At 61.0% G+C, this 19,687-nt stretch carries 21 protein-coding genes; 4 read left to right on the forward strand and 17 right to left on the reverse strand.

Annotated elements, in window-relative coordinates:
• The first annotated feature begins 73 nt into the window (after positions 1 to 73).
• The gene (locus tag AB4Y81_RS06690; RefSeq protein WP_026266926.1) at positions 74 to 1,366 is read left to right on the forward strand and encodes an AI-2E family transporter; all 1,293 of its coding nucleotides are present in this window, start codon (positions 74 to 76) and stop codon (positions 1,364 to 1,366) included.
• A gap of 126 nt (positions 1,367 to 1,492) precedes the next feature.
• Here the strand turns inward: AB4Y81_RS06690 and AB4Y81_RS06695 are convergent, their stop codons facing one another.
• Positions 1,493 to 2,287: an alpha/beta hydrolase gene (locus AB4Y81_RS06695; protein ID WP_431229393.1), complete on the reverse strand. Its 795-nt coding sequence runs from the start codon at positions 2,285 to 2,287 to the stop codon at positions 1,493 to 1,495.
• 19 nt (positions 2,288 to 2,306) lie between these two features.
• Positions 2,307 to 2,651 carry a hypothetical protein gene (locus AB4Y81_RS06700; protein WP_018776334.1) on the reverse strand — a complete coding sequence of 115 codons (345 nt, stop codon included), beginning with the start codon at positions 2,649 to 2,651 and terminating at the stop codon, positions 2,307 to 2,309.
• 49 nt (positions 2,652 to 2,700) lie between these two features.
• Between AB4Y81_RS06700 and nucS the strand changes: the two genes are divergently transcribed.
• The 3 genes from nucS to AB4Y81_RS06715 all read left to right on the forward strand — a co-directional run bounded on the left by nucS (position 2,701) and on the right by AB4Y81_RS06715 (position 5,166).
• Positions 2,701 to 3,396: an endonuclease NucS gene (nucS, locus tag AB4Y81_RS06705; protein ID WP_018776335.1), complete on the forward strand. Its 696-nt coding sequence runs from the start codon at positions 2,701 to 2,703 to the stop codon at positions 3,394 to 3,396.
• Positions 3,397 to 3,440: 44 nt separating this feature from the next.
• Positions 3,441 to 4,688 (forward strand): N-acetylglucosamine-6-phosphate deacetylase, encoded by a 1,248-nt coding sequence (locus AB4Y81_RS06710; protein WP_039242039.1) that lies wholly within the window; start codon positions 3,441 to 3,443, stop codon positions 4,686 to 4,688.
• Between the two features lie 274 nt (positions 4,689 to 4,962).
• Positions 4,963 to 5,166, forward strand: a complete 204-nt coding sequence (locus tag AB4Y81_RS06715) for a cold-shock protein (RefSeq protein WP_018776337.1) — start codon at positions 4,963 to 4,965, stop codon at positions 5,164 to 5,166.
• Between the two features lie 197 nt (positions 5,167 to 5,363).
• On the opposite strand, the gene AB4Y81_RS06720 is transcribed toward AB4Y81_RS06715, so the two are convergent.
• From AB4Y81_RS06720 to AB4Y81_RS06790, 15 genes are all read right to left on the reverse strand, one after another.
• Positions 5,364 to 7,880, reverse strand: coding sequence for a phosphatidylglycerol lysyltransferase domain-containing protein (locus tag AB4Y81_RS06720; RefSeq protein ID WP_431229394.1), 2,517 nt, complete (start codon positions 7,878 to 7,880; stop codon positions 5,364 to 5,366).
• Positions 7,862 to 9,160: an alpha/beta hydrolase-fold protein gene (locus AB4Y81_RS06725; RefSeq protein ID WP_039242042.1), complete on the reverse strand. Its 1,299-nt coding sequence runs from the start codon at positions 9,158 to 9,160 to the stop codon at positions 7,862 to 7,864. Before AB4Y81_RS06725 ends, AB4Y81_RS06720 begins: the two co-directional genes overlap by 19 nt.
• 5 nt (positions 9,161 to 9,165) lie before the next feature.
• Positions 9,166 to 9,597, reverse strand: a complete 432-nt coding sequence (locus AB4Y81_RS06730; RefSeq protein ID WP_039242043.1) for a DUF2550 domain-containing protein — start codon at positions 9,595 to 9,597, stop codon at positions 9,166 to 9,168.
• A gap of 10 nt (positions 9,598 to 9,607) precedes the next feature.
• Positions 9,608 to 9,892, reverse strand: coding sequence for a F0F1 ATP synthase subunit epsilon (locus AB4Y81_RS06735; RefSeq protein WP_018776341.1), 285 nt, complete (start codon positions 9,890 to 9,892; stop codon positions 9,608 to 9,610).
• Position 9,893: 1 nt separating this feature from the next.
• Positions 9,894 to 11,345 carry a F0F1 ATP synthase subunit beta gene (gene atpD, locus AB4Y81_RS06740; protein ID WP_014922173.1) on the reverse strand — a complete coding sequence of 484 codons (1,452 nt, stop codon included), beginning with the start codon at positions 11,343 to 11,345 and terminating at the stop codon, positions 9,894 to 9,896.
• Positions 11,346 to 11,428: 83 nt separating this feature from the next.
• Positions 11,429 to 12,319: a F0F1 ATP synthase subunit gamma gene (locus tag AB4Y81_RS06745; protein WP_018776342.1), complete on the reverse strand. Its 891-nt coding sequence runs from the start codon at positions 12,317 to 12,319 to the stop codon at positions 11,429 to 11,431.
• Positions 12,320 to 12,395: 76 nt separating this feature from the next.
• Positions 12,396 to 14,033, reverse strand: coding sequence for a F0F1 ATP synthase subunit alpha (gene atpA, locus AB4Y81_RS06750; protein ID WP_011775259.1), 1,638 nt, complete (start codon positions 14,031 to 14,033; stop codon positions 12,396 to 12,398).
• Positions 14,034 to 14,118: 85 nt separating this feature from the next.
• Entirely contained in the window at positions 14,119 to 14,946 is an 828-nt protein-coding gene (locus AB4Y81_RS06755; RefSeq protein WP_018776343.1) for a F0F1 ATP synthase subunit delta, read from the reverse strand.
• Complete coding sequence (locus AB4Y81_RS06760; RefSeq protein WP_018776344.1) at positions 14,946 to 15,500, reverse strand: F0F1 ATP synthase subunit B; 555 nt, start codon at positions 15,498 to 15,500, stop codon at positions 14,946 to 14,948. Before AB4Y81_RS06760 ends, AB4Y81_RS06755 begins: the two co-directional genes overlap by 1 nt.
• Positions 15,501 to 15,555: 55 nt before the next feature.
• The gene (gene atpE / locus AB4Y81_RS06765) at positions 15,556 to 15,759 is read right to left on the reverse strand and encodes an ATP synthase F0 subunit C (RefSeq protein ID WP_018776345.1); all 204 of its coding nucleotides are present in this window, start codon (positions 15,757 to 15,759) and stop codon (positions 15,556 to 15,558) included.
• An 80-nt stretch (positions 15,760 to 15,839) separates the two neighbouring features.
• Complete coding sequence (gene atpB, locus AB4Y81_RS06770) at positions 15,840 to 16,640, reverse strand: F0F1 ATP synthase subunit A (RefSeq protein ID WP_026266929.1); 801 nt, start codon at positions 16,638 to 16,640, stop codon at positions 15,840 to 15,842.
• Between the two features lie 81 nt (positions 16,641 to 16,721).
• Complete coding sequence (locus AB4Y81_RS06775) at positions 16,722 to 17,027, reverse strand: hypothetical protein (protein ID WP_079580533.1); 306 nt, start codon at positions 17,025 to 17,027, stop codon at positions 16,722 to 16,724.
• Positions 17,020 to 17,505, reverse strand: a complete 486-nt coding sequence (locus AB4Y81_RS06780; RefSeq protein ID WP_018776347.1) for a hypothetical protein — start codon at positions 17,503 to 17,505, stop codon at positions 17,020 to 17,022. Before AB4Y81_RS06780 ends, AB4Y81_RS06775 begins: the two co-directional genes overlap by 8 nt.
• Before the next feature lie 338 nt (positions 17,506 to 17,843).
• On the reverse strand, positions 17,844 to 18,176 hold the full coding sequence (locus AB4Y81_RS06785) for a DUF6355 family natural product biosynthesis protein (RefSeq protein WP_220034246.1): 333 nt from the start codon (positions 18,174 to 18,176) through the stop codon (positions 17,844 to 17,846).
• Between the two features lie 228 nt (positions 18,177 to 18,404).
• Positions 18,405 to 19,517 (reverse strand): MraY family glycosyltransferase, encoded by a 1,113-nt coding sequence (locus AB4Y81_RS06790; RefSeq protein ID WP_018776348.1) that lies wholly within the window; start codon positions 19,515 to 19,517, stop codon positions 18,405 to 18,407.
• Positions 19,518 to 19,687 lie beyond the last annotated feature (170 nt).

Raw genomic sequence — 19,687 nt, forward strand, 5'->3', positions numbered from 1 at the left:
GATGATCATGATATCCGGGCCCATAACTGCCTGAATTGACCCTGCACCACCAACGAAAAGGCTGTACAAGCGCGTGAAAGACCACATGGAGTCCCGTCCCGACGATGAGCCCGGGTCAGCCGCGGTGAACGCGTCATCGGACGCGCCGTCAGCCTCGGTTCCCGTCCGGACCGGGCGGCTCGCCGCCATCAGCCGCAGGCTCAGGCAGCCCATCCCCGGCGCGCGCACCCGTGTCCGCTTCGAGATGCCGCCGGAAGACGACGGAACGGGCGATCAGGACGGCTTCCGCCCGGAAGACGATCACGGCTTTGGCGCGCCCGGCCCCCGGATGTCGTCGCAGCACCCTCTTTACGTCGGTTTCATGGGAACGGCAGGCGTGGGAGTCGCCCTTGCGGTGTTCTATATCGCAAGCAACACCACCCAGCTGATCCTGTGGATCGTGGCCGCCCTCTTCATTGCGTTGGGCCTTGACCCCGTGGTGCGCTGGCTGGAGTCCCACAAAGTACCGCGCCCGGCAGGCATCCTGATCTCTGTCTCCGCCCTGGTACTTGCTGTTGCAGGCTTCTTTGCGACCCTGATTCCCACCATCGTTGAGCAGGTGTCCGAAATCGTGCGGCAGGCCCCGGATTGGATCCGCGGCTTCCTCGACTCGGACTTCTTCCGCAACGTGGACAGCCAGTTCGGCGTTCGCGACCGGATCACCACCGAACTGGACAAGTTCGTCAAGGACCCCGAAGCCATGGGCGGCATCTTTGGCGGTGTTGTTGGTTTCGGTTCCACCGTGGCCAACGGCCTCTTCGGTTCCCTCATTGTCCTGGTCCTGAGCCTGTACTTCCTGGCAGCCCTGCCCTCCATGAAGAAGTGGGCCTACCGGCTGGCACCCCGATCCCGCCGCCCACGCGTGGAAGCCTTGTCCGAAGCCATCACGGATTCCGTGGGCAACTACGTGATCGGCCAGGCCTGCGTCGCCCTCTTGAACGCCATCTTCGCCTTCATCGTGATGACCATCCTGGGGATTCCCTTCAGCGTCCTGCTGGCATTCGTCGTGGCGCTGCTCGCCTTTATCCCGCTCGTGGGCGGCATGATCGCCGCCGTCGTTGTAATCCTCGTGGCCCTCACCGCAGGGTGGCAGACGGCCGTTGTCTACGCGATCGCCTATTTCGCCTACCTCCAGTTCGAGGCCTACTTCATCTCGCCGCGCATCATGCAGCGCGCGGTCGCAGTGCCGGGCGCGGTGGCCGTCATCTCCGTTATTGCCGGCGGCAGTTTGCTGGGCGTCCTGGGCGCACTGATTGCCATTCCCACCGCGGCCGCCATCATGCTGCTCATCAAGGAAGTCTTCATTGTCCGCCAGGACCGGCACTGACGGTCCTGATGTGCCCATGAAGAAGCCCCTGAACCGTTTGGTTCAGGGGCTTCTTCATGTCCGGGATGTTCGCCACGAACCAGCCGGATCAGGCACTCGCCACCGGATCAGGCATTGGCCACCGGATCAGGCATTGGCCACCGACCCCGCCCACTCACGCGGCAGTCCCTGTGCGCCGGCACCCGCCGGCGTGACGTCGTCGACGATCTCATCAAGGACGCGCGCCGCGTACTTTTCGCCCACCCAAAGGTGCTTGGCTCCGTCGACGCCAACAACCCGGGCCTGCGGCACCAGGCTGAACCGGCCGGCAGCCTCTTCCGGCTGCAGGTAGTCATCATGCTCAGGCACCAGGACCGTCAGCGGCTTGCCGGACTCCGCCCATTCCTTGAGGTGCACATCCGTGGCCCGATGCAGCGGCGGGGACAACAGAACCGCGCCTTCGATCCGGCTTGCCACCGGCTCCACCGCTCCATACATCAGCGCCAGTTCCGTCCCGAAAGACCACCCCACCAGCCAGCGGTTCGGCAGGCCGCGTTCGACGGCGAAACGCACAGCCGCCTCGACGTCGTACCGCTCACCTACGCCTTCTTCGAACTGTCCCTCACTTGTCCCGCGCGGAGATGATGTGCCACGGGTGTTGAAGCGAAGCACCGCGACGCCAGCCAAGGCAGGAAGCCTGTAGGAAGCCTTGCGGTAGACGTGGGAATCCATGAAGCCACCGTGCGTCGGCAACGGATGCAGCGTTATCAGCGTGGCCGTGACCTCCCCTGATTCCGGCAGGGCGAGCTCGCCCAGCAGGACCTTGCCGTCCTCGGTGGTGAATGCCACATTCTCGCGTTTGGCGGGAAGAACCGTTGAGGCACGGATCTCCGATGGCGCGTCCTGTGGGGTGAAAACGAACGAGGCGGGATCGAAAGTCATGCATCCAAGCCTAAGCGCATCAGCGGTAGCGGTACGTCCGGGTAGTCCAGCAATTGGTGTGCCAGTGGCGGCGCTCAGCCAACCCCGCGGCCTGGCCGAAGAGGTGGTTGTCGGACCACACCACCAGGTGGGCGATTCCCGGCAGGATCGCCGTTGAACAACCCGGGCAGATGTACTGCTTTTCCGCCTTCCTGGCCGTCATGGTCCGCACCATCCAGTCACCATCCGGAGCACTTTCGCGCCGGGCGATCCCCGCCCTGGCCCGCTCAAGATCGAGCTCCGGCACCGGTTCCGCCCATTTGCCTCCTCCACTGCCGGGACGTGGGCCGGACGCGTTGCGGCGGGGACGGTTGGAGCGGGGCATACCTCCATTCTGCCCCAGGCAACCGGGCATACGCGGTAATGTGGGGCGGGTGCGACTCGTCATAGCCCGTTGTTCTGTTGATTACGTTGGCCGCCTGAAGGCCCACCTCCCCCTCGCCACCCGGCTATTGCTGGTCAAGGCGGACGGCTCGGTGCTGGTGCACTCCGACGGCGGCTCCTACAAGCCGCTGAACTGGATGAGCCCGCCTGCCACACTGCGGGTGACCACCCCCGAGGAAACCGAGGTGGAAGAGGGAGTAGTGGAGCAATGGACGGTGCAGTCAGCCAAGACCGATGACCGCCTCATCATCAATATCTACGAACAACTCCACGACACCTCTCATGACCTGGGAACCGACCCGGGACTGATCAAGGATGGAGTCGAAGCGGACCTGCAGCGCCTCCTGGCCGAACAGATCGAGACCCTCGGTGCCGGTTACTCGCTGATCCGCCGCGAATACTTCACGGCGATCGGCCCCGTGGACATCCTTGCCCGCGACGCCTCCGGCGCCACAGTCGCCGTCGAACTCAAACGCCGCGGCGACATCGACGGCGTTGAGCAGCTCACCCGGTACCTGGAATTGCTCAACCGGGATCCTTTGCTGGCACCGGTCCGTGGCATTTTCGCCGCCCAGCAAATCAAGCCGCAGGCGAAAGTCCTCGCCAATGACCGCGGCATCGATTGCGTGACGCTCGATTATGACGCCATGCGCGGTGTGGATGACAGCGAGTCCCGCCTCTTCTGAGGACGCCTCGGGCTGAGTGTGCCCCGGGCCACTAGAATCGGAACATGACTGCCGCAACCCGTTTTGCCACATCGTCCGCGCCAAGCCACCAGATCATCAAAGGAACGCTGGTCAGCGACGGCGAGGTGGTGGAAGACGGCCTGCTGGCCATCGACGGGGACCGGATTGCCTACGCCGGCCCTGCTGATGCCTTTGACCAGGAAGCCTTCGAAGGTTTCGAAGGGGCCATCCGCCTGGGAGTTCCCAGCGGCAGCTACCTCATTCCCGGACTGGTTGACGTCCACTGCCACGGCGGCAACGGCGGCGACTTTCCGAGCGGCGAGGAAGTGGCGGCCCGCAAGGCAATCGAGTTCCTGCACCGTTCGGGAACCACCACTTTCCTTGCCAGCATGGTCACCGCTCCACGGGAGGACCTCCTGCGTGGCATCGAGCTTTTCGTGAAGCTCGCAGAGGAAGGGTTGGTCGCCGGAATCCATCTCGAGGGTCCGTTCCTCTCCCACGCGCGCTGCGGAGCCCAGAACCCGGACTACCTGCTCGAGCCGGACCTGGAACTCATGGATGAGTTGGTGGCCGCTGCGGCCGGCAAGCTCGCCACCATGACATACGCCCCGGAACTCCCCGGCGCGGCCGCACTGGTGGACCTCATGACTTCCCATGGCGTGACGCCTTCCTTGGGGCATACGGACTGTGACGACGCCACCGCCACGGCGTCGTTGGCCGCCGCCCGCGAAGGGCTTGAGTCGGCAGGTTTCGACGGCGTGAGTTCACTCCCGACCGTCACCCACCTTTTCAATGGGATGCCTCCGATGCATCACCGCGCGCCAGGACCCGTGGCTGCGTGCCTTCGCATGGCGCAGGAGGGCAAAGCCGTGGTCGAACTGATCGCCGATGGGACGCATCTGGCCCCCAGCATGGTGGCCACCGTCTTCCAGCTGGTCGGTGCGGCCAACGTTGTCCTGGTGACCGACTCCATGGCGGCGGCCGGCCTTTCCGACGGCAGCTACATGCTTGGCCCGTCCCCGGTCACGGTCAGCAGCGGCGTAGCCACGCTCGATGCCACCGGTTCGATCGCGGGGGGCACCGCTACGCTCCTGGACGTTGTCCGCAAAACGGTGGCCGCCGGCGTCGCCCTTCCTGATGTCGTCTGTTCCGCCACCGCAGTGCCGGCCGCGGTCCTGGGCCTTTCGGATGAAATTGGCGGGCTGCGGCGCGGACTGCGTGCCGATGTTGTTGTCACCAATGAGGACCTTGAACTGACCCGTGTGATGCGCAACGGGCAATGGTTGTCTTAGAGAAGTCAGGGGTAATTGCAGGCAACCATGCGTTACCTTCTTTTTACCTAAATTTTTCTCAAATACGCCTAAAGACCGTTGACCTCCGGCAGAGCACATGAAAGTGTTGTAGCAGTCTTTGTGTAGGTGGTTTTCATGCTCGCAAGACGAGTTGCGAGCGTGAAGCTCCTGCGAATCCGACCAGGTCCGCCTGGGAGGAATTCAGGTCTTCTCGCGGAGTAACAAGGCCGGTACGAAGTGTATCGGACTGAAGTTCCATAATGAGGAGATATACATGGCACTGGGAACCGTAAAGTGGTTCAACGCTGAAAAGGGCTTCGGCTTCATCACCCCGGACGACTCGGATGGGGACGTTTTCGTTCACTACTCCGAGATCCAGACCGGTGGTTTCAAGACCCTCGATGAGAACCAGCGCGTTCAGTTCGAGATCGGCCAGGGCGCCAAGGGCCCCCAGGCCACCGGCGTTACCGTCGTCTAGTCTTAACCGTTGATTTCTGCTTCCCGCAGAAACGACAAACAGGTTGGCCCTGGCTTTCGAGCCGGGGCCAACCTGTTTAAATCCGGGTTCAACGGCATAAGGCAGTTCAATAGCCCGCCGCGGGGTCCCATTACGACAGTGACTGTTACTAAACGTGAAGAAAGCGAAGAAAGGGCAACGATAAAAGGATTGACAATTCAACCAACCAATGTCCGGAGCAGCCTGGCGGAATGTCGAACCGACAGCCCGGGAAGGTATGCCCGGCTGAGTGCCCGTCCCATTGCCGGCAGGTGCAGCGGGTCCTGGTAATACATGTACAGCGTCCGGTACTCAGGTTGGAATCGTGACTTAAAGGACGCAAGGGACCGAAACCCATAAACGGGCTCCAATGCCTGACCCACGACATCCAGCAGACCCGCCAGGCCTTTGGCCTGCTGTTCGATCTCACCCTTTTCCCGGGCAAGCGGCGAGCCCGACAGGGAGATGACTTCCACTGAATCGCGCAAGTGGAGGACAGCCGAGGCGATGAGGAATTCCATCACCCCGGGGAAGGCATCGCCGCGCCGTCGCATGAAGTCCAGAGTCCAGCTGACGATCTTCCCGTCTTCGAAAACCGGCAGCCAACTGGTTACGCCATGGACATGGCCGGCGTCATCCACCGCTACGCCGCAGAGGACCTCATCGTCCTCGAGCTCATCCAGGCCTCCCAATGTGAAGCCCATTTCCGGGATCTTCTTTTGGGCCGCCCATTCCTCGGACACCTCACTGATCTGCGTGCGTATGCCATTGGGCAGCTCAGAGAACCTGCTCCAGCGTGCCGAAATGCCCAACTTCGCCGCTCGGTTCAGGGAGGTCCGGACGTTCTGCCATTCCTTGCCGCGGAATTCCAGGCCCCTGATCCGCAACCGGGTTTCCTGGGCGACCGCCACCCGGCGGAAGCCCCGTGCCTCCAGCATGGGCCACAGCTCATCGGTGCAGGAATAAAGGCAGGGGATCAGAGCATGCTGCGAGCAGTACTCCAGGAAGCCGCCGGCTGTTTCCACATGCTTCCCGGCCGGCCCGAAAGGACCGGCCATCGTCAGGGCCACGTGCCCGTGTTGCTGGTAGGCCACTCCCCCGGTCCCGTCCGGTGCGAACCAGTACTTGTTCGGCTCCCACAGCGCCATCCACGACAATGAGTCGCCCCCGGACTTCACTAGGTGACGGGCTTGCCAACGCGCCTCGTGGTCACGGCCTCCCGTATGGTTCCCTCGGATGAAAAGGACCCATACCCCAACCAGCGCGACCAGCCAGAAGACAGTGCCGGAATAGGAGAACAGGAACACTTCCAGCACGTCACGCTCGGCGAAGACCTTCCGGTAAGCCCCCGGAAGCGGAACAGGAAGATATTGCCTGGCAAGCTCCGAAGCCAAGCCGAGGAGGCCACCGTCCCGTGACATGCCCCCGGAGGAAAACCACACGATGCAATAGGCGAGACCAAGCCCGGCGCCGGTCAGGCCAACAGACCAGAACACCCTGCGCCGGAGACGGTGCGCGGAGACAACACGGAAGTGTCCCCGATAGGCGAACAACAGCACAGCGAGAATCAGGGGCACCAGCACCAGCGGGATGAGGTGCACTACGGCCGAGCTCATCATCCCTGAATGCGGACGGCCCTGTGGCCTTGGGATGGTGGCAAAAAGTCCCAGGTAGATGGCCGAAAGCACAACCACGAGCACCTGCACGCCTACCGCGATGCCCAGCGCGAGACGGCGTCCGCGCCTCATCCCGTCAGCGCAGATCAGCAGGAGCACCACAGGCACCACGGCCAACGCCAGTCCGAAGGGACCTGTGTAGCCTTGGCGTCCCAGCTCCAAACAGGAGACATCGATGCTGCCCCCGCAGTTGCTCTCAAGCTGGCCCAGTGTAGGTATCGGATTGAGGATGACATCCCGGAGCAAGGCCAACGGACCCGAAGGGCTTTTCGCAGCCGCGGTCACGATAGGACCCACCGCAAAAATTGCCATCGTCAGGGACAGCAGGTTCCGGACTTCCCTGCCTGTGGACCTGTGCAGGTGGAGATGCCCCTGGCTGCTTTGGGTCCACCAGCCCGCCGCCAAACCGATCAAGGCTCCGAGGAAGCCCACCACCGTTTCCGCGTGGCCCACGTACAACACAAGGAGCAAGGAAATTGACAGCACCACTGTCCGCAGGCGTCGTTGCCACAGCATGGGAAGGAGCGCGCTGGCCGCCAAACACGTGGACAGGACTGCTGCATAGGGTCCGATCAGCCGGGTTTCGGCCATCCGGGCCAGCCAATCGTCGTCGAAGGCTTGCGCGACCTGCGTGACCAACAGAAATGCCGACACACTGGCAAACTGGCTGCCGAAAAATAAAGCCGCGGTCTTGAACGAGCCGAAGCGCCGTTCGGCAAGCCCTAGAAGGAAGACGATCATCAGGACAGCAGTGACGTAAGCCAAGGGGTTGGTCGTGAAGAAGAGCGAGGTCCAAATCGACCACCACTCACCCGATTTGAGACCAGCCAGGCTGACGCCTGCCACCCGCAGCCAGGTGTCCGGAGGCCCCGTGACGAAGCTGCCGGAGATGATGGATAGCGCCACAAACAGCGCCAGGACGCCGACGGTGAAAGGGGTGCGCCGGACGTGCTGCGCGGCCTGCCGCAATGCAGGCAAGATGACCCCTCTGACAGCAAGGCTCACTTGCGCAGCCCCCAACGCGTGGCGAGGAAGTCCAGGCCACCCGGCATTCCGCGCACTACGGCGTCCCAGGAATGACCAGCGTTCCGGATGGTGTGCTCTTCGGTTTGGAAACCGGCGCTTGCGGCACTTTGGGCCAGTTCGTGCATGTAATTGGTGAACTCGTTGTCCGTTGCGCCGGCGGCGAAGTACACACCGCTGCCGGCAAAGGTGCGCTCCCCCATCAACGCCAAAGGCGTCCGGGATTCAAAAGCCGCGACGTCGCCGTCGAACGAGTCCGCAATGGTCTTGTTGCGGTCCTTGGCGAGGGCAGGCTCACGCTCCGCCGAGAAAGCCAGTACCGATGGAAAAATGTCCGGGTGTGCCGTGCCCATTTGCAGCGCACACGTCCCGCCGAAGGAGAATCCGCCCACAGCCCACTGCTTGTGGTCCGTGGAAACGTCAAGGTTCTCGGAAATCCAGGCTGGAACGTCCTTCGAAAGGTATGTGTCTGCAGGGGCTATCCGGCTGTCCATGCACATGGTGTTGGCGCTGCCGGACCCGTTGGGATCCACCACCACGGTTACCGGTGAAATGCCCTGATGGGCTTCAGCGAACCGGTCCATTTGTGCCCGCAGCTGACCGCCCGTCAACCAGTCCGCAGGGCCACCGGGTTGACCGGAAAAAAGGACCAGCACGGGAAGGACAGGCCGTGGGGTGGTCTGATATGCCGGCGGAAAGTAGATATACGCTTCGCGGGCACTGAAGCCCGACACAGATCCGGGAATCGCGGCCTTACGCAGAATGCCGTTGGACGGCATGGACTCAGGTGCCTTCCATGCCGAAGCCAAGGGACCGGGCGTGGAACCGGGAGAACGCTTGAGGCTCTGCTCCAGCGGTTGGATGCGTGCAACAGCGGTGCCCAGGAGGTCGGCCACCGTATTGTTCAACCCGAAATACAGATTGACTTGGACAGCGCTGAGCAAGATGACCCCAAGCATCGCCAGGGTACTGAACCCGCGACCCTTCCAGGAATTACGCGGAAAACGTGCGGTACAGAGCAGGACGGCCGCAACTGCCGGGACGGACCAGGCCACCGTCTCGAACGGGAGGTTCTCTGAAAACGCGGCCAGCACGTCCACGAGGATCCAGTGGACCAAAGTCACCAGGCCGATGGAAGCCAACAGGGAGGCGGGAACAAGCAAAAACCAGGACCGCTTCCGCCGCCACAGCAGGTAGGCTGCCCCTGCCACGCCGCAAACGATGCTGAACCACAGAAACGGGCCACTGACGAGGCTGACGTCCAACAGGAAGTCCATAACGCCTAACGCCAGGTTCCGACGCCGATAACCGGCCCGGCCTCCAGCCAGGAGGACAGCCCGGCATAGGCATCAAAGTTCATCGCAAGCATGAACTTGTTGCCTTCGTACTGCAGTTCAACCACTACGACCCCGGGCTGGACTTTGACGAGCTCGTCCTCAGTCGGTTGGCGGCGCCCGAGGAGCTCCAGTGAACTGCGTTTGAACTTATGTTTGGGCACCACACTCAGCGACATCAGGCGGAACCACTCGAGATCATTGTCCTGATAACGACAAACCCCCATCTGCCAGCTGTTTCCAGCCGTGCAAATGGAGGCGTCGATCGTGCCGAGGGCGCGCCGCAGATTGAAGCGGCGCACCCCCAAAAGGCACAGTGAAATGATCAGCAACGTGAACGCTGTTGCCAAGGCGATGAACGGAATGAGGGAATCATCCATCAAGGTCGTGCTATCGGATCCCCGCTGTAGCCGCTTCGCCCAGTTTGGCGTTGTCAGCAACAATGACCACGCGATCGTTGTCCACGGAGAAGAACCCACCGTCAACAACTACAGCGATCCGGTCACCGGAAACCGGCTGGATTGCCAGCTCGCCCTCGGCCATGATGGCCAAAAGGGGCGAGTGGCCCGGCAGGATTCCGATTTCACCATCGCTGGTGCGGGCCTTCACCATCTTGGCCGCTCCGGACCACACGAAGTGGTCCGCCGCGACAATCTCAACCTCGAGCTCAGCCATACTACTTGGTCTGTTCCTGGATCTTGGCCCAGTTGCGCTCGACGTCATCCAGGCCGCCGACGTTGAAGAACGCCTGCTCTGCGATGTGGTCCAGCTCGCCGTCGCAGATGGCGGTGAAGCCTTCGACGGTGTCCTTGATGGACACGGTGGAGCCTTCGACGCCGGTGAACTGCTTGGCGGTGTAGGTGTTCTGGGAGAGGAACTGCTGGATACGGCGTGCACGCGACACGACGATCTTGTCCTCTTCCGACAGTTCGTCAACACCGAGGATGGCGATGATGTCCTGGAGTTCCTTGTTCTTCTGCAGGATCTGCTTAACACGGACAGCCGTGTTGTAGTGGTCCTTGCCGATGTACTGGGGATCCAGGATACGGGAGGTCGACGTCAGCGGGTCAACGGCCGGGTACAGACCACGGGAGGCGATTTCACGGGAAAGTTCCGTGGTCGCGTCGAGGTGTGCGAAGGTCGTGGCCGGAGCCGGGTCGGTGTAGTCATCAGCCGGCACGTAGATGGCCTGCATCGACGTGATGGAGTGACCCTTGGTGGAGGTGATGCGCTCCTGGAGCAGACCCATCTCATCAGCAAGGTTCGGCTGGTAGCCCACGGCGGACGGCATACGGCCGAGCAGCGTGGAAACTTCCGAACCTGCCTGCGTGAAGCGGAAGATGTTGTCGATGAAGAGCAGCACGTCCTGGTTCTGGACATCGCGGAAGTATTCCGCCATTGTGAGCGCGGACAGGGCCACGCGCAGACGCGTTCCCGGCGGCTCATCCATCTGGCCGAAGACAAGGGCGGTGTCCTTGAGGACGCCGGCCTCTTCCATTTCAACCCAGAGGTCGTTACCTTCACGGGTACGCTCGCCGACACCGGCGAATACGGAAGTACCACCGAAGTTGCGGGCAACACGGGTGATCATTTCCTGGATCAGAACGGTCTTGCCCACGCCGGCGCCGCCGAAGAGGCCGATCTTTCCACCCTTGATGTACGGGGTGAGAAGGTCGATGACCTTGATGCCGGTCTCGAGCATCTCCGTGGAGCCCTCGAGGGAAGCAAAGCTCGGAGCCTTGCGGTGGATCGGCCAGTAAGCGTCGGCCTTGATCTCGGACTCTTCAACGTCCAGCGGCTTGCCGAGTACGTTGAAGATGTGGCCCTTGACGCCGTCGCCAACGGGCACGGAGATCGGAGCGCCGGAGTCCTGGACGGTGGTGCCGCGGACGAGTCCGTCGGTAGCCTGCAGGGAGATGGCGCGGACGAGGTTGTCACCCAGGTGCTGGGAGGTCTCGAACGTGATGGTCTTGGTCTGACCGTTGAGAGTAATCTCGGTGGTCAGAGCGTTGTAAATCGAGGGGATTGCGTCAGCCGGGAATTCGACGTCGACAACCGGACCAATAACACGGGCAATGCGGCCGGTGGCACCGGCCGTTGCTACGTGTTCGGTAGCAGTGGCAGTCATCTCTCTCACTTCACTCAGTAGATGGCGTGGGTTAAGTTTATCTGTTTGTTGCAGGTGCGGCTTCGAGCCGAATCCGTTGCAGGCTAGGACGCGAGAGCGTCGGCGCCGGCCACGATTTCGGAAAGCTCCTGCGTAATCTCGGCCTGGCGGGCCGTGTTGCGAAGGCGCGTGTACTTCTTGATCAGATCCGTCGCGTTGTCACCGGCCGACTTCATTGCACGCTGGCGGGCTGCGAGCTCGGAAGCTGCTGCCTGCAGCATGGCTGCGAAGATGCGGGACTCGATGTAACGCGGAAGCAGTGCGTCAAGCACCTGCTCTGTTTCCGGTTCAAACTCGTACAACGGCAACAGCTCGGACTCCGAGGTTGCTTCCTCTTCGACGACCTCCAGCGGAAGCAGACGGATAACCGTCGGTTCCTGCGTCACCATGGACTTGAAGCGGGTGTAGACAACGTGAATTTCATCCACGCCACCCTCTTCGAAATCCGTGGAGAAGTCTTCGAGAAGTGCAGCTCCGACTTCCTGCGCGGTTTCGAATTCCGGTGCGTCCGTGCCACCGGTCCATACGCGGGCGTAGGACCGATTGCGGAAATCGAAGTACGCCTGAGCCTTGCGGCCAACCAGGTACGCCTTGACTTCCTTGCCTTCTGCGTGAAGAAGCTCGAAGAGACCTTCGGCCTGCTTGAGCACGCTCGCCGAGTAGGATCCTGCAAGGCCACGGTCCGATGTAACGATCAGGACTGCGGCGCGGCGGATCTGCTCCGGTTCGGTGGTCAGCGGGTGGTCGATTTCGCTCTGAGTTGCGACAGCAGAAACGGCGCGGGTAATCGCGTTCGCGTAAGGCAGTGAAGCTGCTACGCGGGCGCGGGCCTTACCGATGCGCGAGGTAGCGATCAGTTCCATCGCCTTGAAGATCTTGCGCATCGACGTCGTCGAGCTGATCTTCTGACGGTAGACCCGAATCTGGGCTCCCATACTTATCCTTTCCTAAGTTCCCGATGTGCTGCCCTGCCGGGGCCCTTGCGGACCCCGGCAGAGCAGGTTATCGAAACTAGCGCTTCTGCTTGACGATCTTTTCCTGGTCGACGTCGCCGCCGGAGATCGCTGCGTGCTCTTCGTGGCCAGCGCCAACCAAGTGGTTGTCGCCTTCGCCGAAGAAGCCCTTCTTGAAGGACACAATGGCTTCCTTCAAAGCTGCAGCGGTGTCGTCATCCAGGACGTTGGTCTGTGCCAGCGTGGTCAGGATGGAGGACTTGTGCGTGAGGTGCTCCAGGAACTCGGACTCGAAGCGGCTGATGTCCTCAACCGGAACGTCGTCCAAGTAGCCGTTGGTGCCGGCCCAGATGGAAACAACCTGATTCTCGACAGGGAACGGCGAGTACTGGCCCTGCTTCAGCAGTTCCATGAGGCGTGCACCACGGGTCAGCTGCTGACGGGAAGCAGCATCCAGGTCCGAGGCGAACATGGCGAATGCCTGCATGTCGCGGTACTGGGCCAGGTCCAGCTTCAAGGTACCGGAGACCTTCTTCATGGACTTGACCTGTGCAGCGCCACCAACGCGGGAGACGGACACACCAACGTCAACAGCGGGGCGCTGGTTGGCGTTGAAGAGGTCCGACTGGAGGAAGATCTGACCATCGGTAATGGAGATCACGTTGGTCGGGATGTAAGCGGAGACGTCGTTTGCCTTGGTCTCGACGATCGGAAGACCGGTCATCGAACCTGCACCGAGCTCGTCGGAGAGCTTGGCACAACGCTCCAGCAGACGGGAGTGCAAGTAGAAAACGTCACCCGGGTATGCTTCGCGTCCCGGCGGACGACGCAGCAGAAGGGACACGGCGCGGTAGGCTTCGGCCTGCTTGGACAGGTCATCGAAGATCACCAGAACGTGCTTGCCGCCGTACATCCAGTGCTGGCCGATGGCCGAACCTGCATACGGCGCCAGGTACTTGAAGCCAGCAGGGTCGGACGCCGGGGACGCCACGATGGTGGTGTACTCCAGCGCGCCGTGGTCCTCGAGGGTCTGGCGGACGGCTGCGATGGTGGAAGCCTTCTGGCCAACACCGACGTAGACACAGCGAACCTGCTTGGTGACATCTCCGGAAGCCCAGTTGGCCTTCTGGTTGATGATGGTGTCGACGGCGATGGCCGTCTTACCGGTCTGGCGGTCACCGATGATCAGCTGACGCTGGCCACGGCCGATCGGGATCATGGCGTCGATAGCCTTGAGGCCGGTCTGCATCGGTTCGTGAACCGACTTGCGTTCGGTGACGCCCGGAGCCTGGAGTTCCAGTGCACGGGTGGCCTCGGCCTTGATCTCGCCGAGGTCGTCGATCGGCTGGCCCAAGGGGTCGACAACGCGACCCAGGAAGGCATCGCCAACCGGAACGGACAGGATTTCACCGGTGCGGTGAACTTCCTGGCCTTCTTCAATACCGGTGAAGTCACCGAGGATAATGACACCGATCTCGCGGACGTCAAGGTTCTGGGCCAGGCCCAGCGTGCCATCTTCGAAGCGAAGCAGCTCGTTCGCCATGACCGAGGGAAGACCCTCAACACGGGCGATGCCGTCACTTGCGGTGGTCACACGACCAACCTCTACGCGCTCTGCGTTACCGGGTTCGTAGGACGCCGCGAACTCGTTCAACGCATTACGGACGTCGTCGGCGTTGATGGTCAATTCGGCCATCTGCAGTCCCTGCTCTCCTGTTTTCGTGATCATCGTTGCTCACGATGACCGGGTTTTATATCAGTTAAGTTGTGCTTTGTCTTCGCTAGCCAGCGAGCTGACGGCGGAGTTCGCTGAGGCGGGCAACTACCGAAGCGTCGAGCACTTCGTCACCTACCTGGACACGGATTCCACCGATCAGTGCGGGGTCAACATTTACGTTGACCTTCAGTTCGCGGCTGTACAGGGCGTCAAGTCCGGTCTGCAGACGGCTGGCCTGCGTTTCCGTCAACGGACGGGTAACGCTGACAGTTGCAATCCAGCGCTGCTGACGCTTGGCTGCAAGCTTGGCGAATGACTCGACGAGCTTGCTCGGCTTGACACCGCGCGGCTGCGTAACTGCCTGGCTGATGAGAACCTTGGCTTCCTCGCTGCTGCCAGGAACAAGCTTCTCGGCCAATGCAATCTTCGCCGCGGGCGATGCCTGCGGCTCAGACAGAGCACGTTGTACTTCGTGGCTGGAGGCGACGGCCTGGTTGAAGGCAAACAGATCGTTTTCCAGCTCTTCCAGCCCCGTGATACCGGAGGCAGAAACGGCCGACTTGTTTTCAGCTACGGCAATGACCACCGTGGCGGCAAGCGTCTCGAGTGCATCGCCGATATCGCGGGCCGATGCCCAGCGTGAGCCGGCCAATCCACCTGCAATCTCAGCAGCATCAGCGGAGACTTTTCCGCCAACCAGCTGCTTGACCAGCGCCGACTTTTCGTCTCCTGAACGGGACGGGTCAGTCAGGGCGCGGCGCAAGCCAGCCGAGCTGTCCACCGTTCCCAGGATTCCGAAGAGGTCCTTAGCCAACTGCAGCGAAGCGAAGGGAAGCTTGGCTTCCAACTGCGCCAGCGCTGTGGTCAGCGATTCGCTCGATATACCTGCCATTATTTAGCTGCACCTGCGCTCTGGGTCTCCAGATCTGCCAGGAAGCGGTCCACGACGCGGGCGGCGCGCTCGTCGTCGGTGAGTGCTTCACCAACGATGCGGCCGGCCAGGGTGGTGGCCAGGGTGCCGACCTCGGAACGAAGCGAGACAACAGCTGCCTGGCGCTCCGATTCGATGGCGGCGTGTGCCTGCTCGGTGATGCGTGCAGACTCCGCTGCAGCCTTGGCCTTCAGGTCCGCGAGGATCTGGGCGCCTTCGGCGCGTGCTTCTTCGCGGATGCGGTTGGCCTCGGCCCGGGCGTCGGTGAGCTGCTGCTTGTATTCTTCAAGTGCAGCAGATGCCTCAGCCTGGGCCTTCTCAGCCTTGGCGATACCGCCTTCGATGGCTTCCGCCCGCTCTGCGAACGTCTTCTCGAACATCGGGACAACAAACTTGACCACGATGAACATGAGAACGGCAAAGCTGATTAGGACAACGCCCATTTCCCAAAGGTTGGGAGTGAGGGGGCTGACCTCTTCGCCCTCTGTGGCGGCTGAGATGATCAGCTGATTCATATTTCACCCGTCGTTTTCTACTCGGTTCTGGATGTTCGCTCGTTATGATGTCTGGCTAGAGAACGAGCGCGAAGACCAGGCCGAGAATGGCGAGGGCTTCAGTCAGGGCGAGGCCCAAGAACGCGATGGGCTGCAGGACGCGCTGAGCTTCCGGCTGGCGTGCAACACCGTTGATGTATGCGGCGAACACGAGGCCAACACCGATACCACCGCCGATTGCGGACAGACCGTAACCTACGAGGTTGAGAGTGCCTTCCATTTTTCTTCCTTTCAAGATGCCAGCTCTGTGGCAGGTTGTTTGGGTTGCTTCATCCCCGCTGCGGGGGAAGTTGAGGGTGCCTAGTGGCTATCGGCGTGAAGCGCGCCTTCAATGTAGATAGCCGTCAACAGCGTAAAAACGTATGCCTGCAGCACCATAATCAGCGCCTCCAGCATGTACATGGCAATCGCGCCGACAAGGATCAACACCGATGTGCCCTGGAGCAGGATGTTCTCCTGGGAGATCAGGAATTCGATACCCGCGCCAGCGATCATGACGATCAGGTGTCCTGCGAGCATGGTTGCGAACAGACGAAGGCTGTGCGTAACGGGGCGGACGAGGAAGTTGGAGATGATCTCGATCGGAATGATCAGCGGCAGGATGTATGCCGGAACTCCAGAAGGAACCGTGGCCAACTTGAAGTAGCGCAGACCGTTCTTCTTGATGCCAATGGCAATCCACGTGATGTAGACGATGGCTGCCATCACATAGGTACCGCCTACGTGAGAGAAGGTAGGAAGCTGAATGTACGGAATTGCTCCGTAAATGTTGTTCACCAGGATGAAGAAGAACAAACTGAACAGCAGCGGGACGTACTTCATGAAGTCCCTGCCACCGATGATGTCCTTGGCGATGCTGTTCCTCACGAAGCCGTAGGCCATCTCGCCTGCGAACTGCAGCTTGCCAGGAACCAGCTGCTGCTTACGTGCAGCTATCACAAAGAAGGTAGCAATGATGACGACCGAAAGGATCACCAGCAGCATCTGCTTCGAGAATCCTTCTGCCGCACCCCACGGCAGGATTGCCGGCAAATGCATTTCGTTAATACCAGGAGGGGCAAACTCTCCTGAGTCTTTGGCCGGGAGCGCAAGCGCGATCAACGCGTTTCCTCTCTGCAGTGTCCATCATTGGGCGTTTGGTGGGTTCCTGCAGAAGCATGGCCTGCTGGTTCCCTTGTGAAATTATTTGGCATTGCTGGGACCGTCTTTGGACGGGCCGCTGGCAGCACGGTCGCCACCAGTTCGTTTTTTGCTGCCGGTGAGGCCATGCATGTAGGACAAGTAAAATCCTCCGAGAGCTCCAAGCAGAGCGCCTGCGAGCACAATCCAGCGGGTACCCCACAGATTATCCAGACCCCACCCTATCAAACTCCAGACGATGATTCCGCCAGTTATATAGCTGAATACGGCCATACCATCGTTGTAGCCCGCACCACCGCTACCCACTTCTTGACCGGCCCTTTGGCCGGATCGCTTTGGCTCAGACATCGCCGGTTCTTTCACTGGAGTTGGGGTCGTTGAAGGTTTGAAGGCGCGCCTTGCTGAAGCCATAGAGCTCAGCAGCCTGCCACATAACCACGGTCACAATGGCACCGATCACGAACCACCGCGAGTGCAGCCACTCAGGTCTGCCGATCGCGAAAAGTATTACGGCGAAACCGACGACCTTTACGAAGTATGTAGCAACGAACAAGCCAATGGCCCCGGAGGGATTATTTCGTCCTACGTAGTGGCCCACCAACAGACTGATGCCGAAGAACACCATCACCAGCAGTCCACCAAGAACCTCCGACAGAGCACCCGCTGGGCCGTCCATGAGGGCGGCCAAGGCAGCAGCAACGAGCAGACCTGCCGATCCCACAATGGTGCTGAGCTTTAGAAGATGCAGCCAAAGCGAGGGCGTGGCACCGGAAGCTTCAAGAGGACCATTGCCCGGCTCAGGCCCGGGCTCGGCGTTTGAAGCCATGGAGATCCCTATCGTCATCTGTAAAAGGGGAAGTGTGCAGCAATGCACTGCACCTGAATTCTACACGAGATAGAACAGGTTCAGGCCATGCCAGCAGTTTTCCACCTAATGGTCACCGCTGACACGCCAAGCCAACTGATGCCGAAGAGACTGACTCGCGCATCGCACGCCAGATGTTCACAGAGGCCAGTCTTCGCAGCCATGCACTCAATGCGCGGACGCCCTACCCTCGCGGAGTGTGGGATTCCCACCTCTTCAAATCACGCAAAAGAACCCGGTTCCAGCTAGCGCTGAAACCGGGTCCTCTTGTACTTCCAACCCTGATCGACTCCTGCTGGCTAGCAGGATCCAATGGCATAAATATTAATGATCGGATTCCACAACGGACTAGTAATTCCGTCGGTCACACCCGGGTTGAGGCACCTCGTGTCGCTGCCAACATTGTAGTCGAGCCGGACAAGCACCTTGCCCGAACCGCAGTGGTTGTAAGCCGACGTCTGACCCGCGATCCAGTAGCTGGTGCCTAGAAAGCCACACGCCGTAGCCGTAGTTGATGCCTGAGCTTCCACGGCACTTCCAGTTCCGGCTGAGGCCTGAGCAGACATAGGCGCCAACGCCACCGAACCCAAGGCCAGTGCCCCGACAGCGGCAATCTTTGCAAATCGTCCCATACTTTTGACTCCCCCAAATATCGATCCCGAGTTGCAGGATCACCGAATGCCCATCGCTTGACATCACTTTTACATCATTTGCAATGGACTTGACTGCACCATGGTTACAGGCTTGTCACAAGTTGTCAAACAATGGGAACGCTGCAGACCCTGTTGGTGAAATGGGGTGCGCGGTGAGGGTTCCGTCAGGATCAGCCCCGTCCAAAGTCCAGCTCGGCAACTTGAAACTTAGAGAGCGGAGTCGTTCTTGGTCCGGCGAATGTAAGGCCACGCCGTCACGACAGCCATGACCAGCGCGGCGGCGATGACGATGATCAGCACCATTTGCCAGGGGAACACGGCAAAGGCGACGCCACCGAAGGCCAGGATGCAGGTCCACACGTACAACATCACGACGGCGGTGCGGTGCGAGTAGCCCAAGTCCACCAGCTTGTGGTGAAGGTGCCCGCGGTCAGCCGACCACGGAGACTGGCCCCGCGCTGTTCTCCGGACAACTGCCATGCCCAGATCCAGGAGGGGAAGGGATAGGACGGCAAACGGCAGCAGGATGGGAACGATCGTGGGGATGCCGTTCGCGCGGTCATAAAGGCCGGAACCGATTTGTCCCGTGGCAACGACGCCAGCAGAGGCCATGAGGAGTCCGATGAGCATCGCCCCGGAGTCTCCCATGAAGATCTTCGCCGGGAACCAGTTGTGGGGCAGGAAGCCAATGCAACTGCCCACCAGAATGGCCATCAGGAGGGTTGCGAGGTCCGAGTTGTCGGTGGAGGGGTTGTTCCGGTGGACCCAGTAGGCGGTGAGGAAGAACGCTCCTCCCCCGATGATGGCCACGCCGGCCGCCAGGCCATCCAGCCCGTCAATGAAGTTGACGGCATTCATCGTGGTCACGATCAAACCTGCGGTAAGGACTATCTGGACTACTTCGGAGTCCAGGAAAATGGGTTCGGGAATGAACGGCACTACGGACATCCGAACGCCCCAAATGGCCACGATGAAGGCGGCAGCGCCCTGGCCCAGGAGTTTGATCCACCAGCGGATATCCAGGATGTCGTCGGCGACCCCCACCGCCACAATCACCACGGCACCTGCCAGGATTCCCCAGGGAGCATCGTTGTGTCTGAAGATGTCCTTGACGAAGAAGGAGTTGGACGCCACCACAAGTGCGGCGAAAAAACCCACGAAAATACCCAGGCCGCCAAGCTTCGAGATCAAGGCGGAGTGCATGTCACGGCTTCGGATGGGCTGGTACAAACGAAGCTTGTTTCCGACGACGCGGGCGCCCCATGTTCCCGCGTAGGCCACAACGGCGGCCGTGAGTGCCATCAGCAGATACATGATCATGGGGCGACTCCATGGAGCAGCCCGCTGGACGTTGCGGACACCTTGACCAGGGCACGCGGCCCGGGCGCTGCAGAGAGGGGCAACTCAGGGCAGCTCAGGGTGTGGAATTCTGTCAGTGGATAAATGGAACTACTCCGTCGCCATGCCTGCACCGGCTGTGCCGAATGTTG

Source organism: Paenarthrobacter sp. TAF1, from assembly GCF_052113825.1.
Classification (GTDB): Bacteria; Actinomycetota; Actinomycetes; order Actinomycetales; family Micrococcaceae; genus Arthrobacter; species Arthrobacter nicotinovorans.